This window comes from Bradyrhizobium sp. Kon58 (assembly GCF_055807455.1).
The window spans coordinates 1-268 of sequence record NZ_JBVVOT010000452.1 but is presented as its reverse complement, the minus strand read 5'-3'; the positions used below and the strand labels follow the sequence as shown (position 1 = coordinate 268).

The window sequence follows — 268 nt, the reverse complement described above, 5'->3', positions numbered from 1 at the left end:
GCAAAGGCGTCATCCACCGACTGCTCGAGGATTTTTTCCATGTCCCTGATATCGGCGCCGGCGAGGGTGACCTTTTTCAGTTCCTGTGCCAGGGGCAAGAGCGACTGACGCGTCTCGATCAACGGCGTCACACGCTCCGTGAGAATGTCCAGTAACCTGCGGTAGAGGGCGCTGCGGGTGGCGTAGTCCTTGATTTCCCTCTGATGACTGGCCTCCAGCGCGGGTCGCTGCGCGGGGGTGGCCCGTTGCACTGCGTCCCAGGCCAGTA

General features: G+C 62.3%; 1 protein-coding gene. It reads right to left on the bottom strand.

What is annotated here, in order from left to right; translation table 11 throughout:
* Positions 1 to 268: hypothetical protein (locus tag AC0L20_RS41115; protein ID WP_473295846.1), on the bottom strand; the 268-nt coding region annotated here is incomplete at both ends.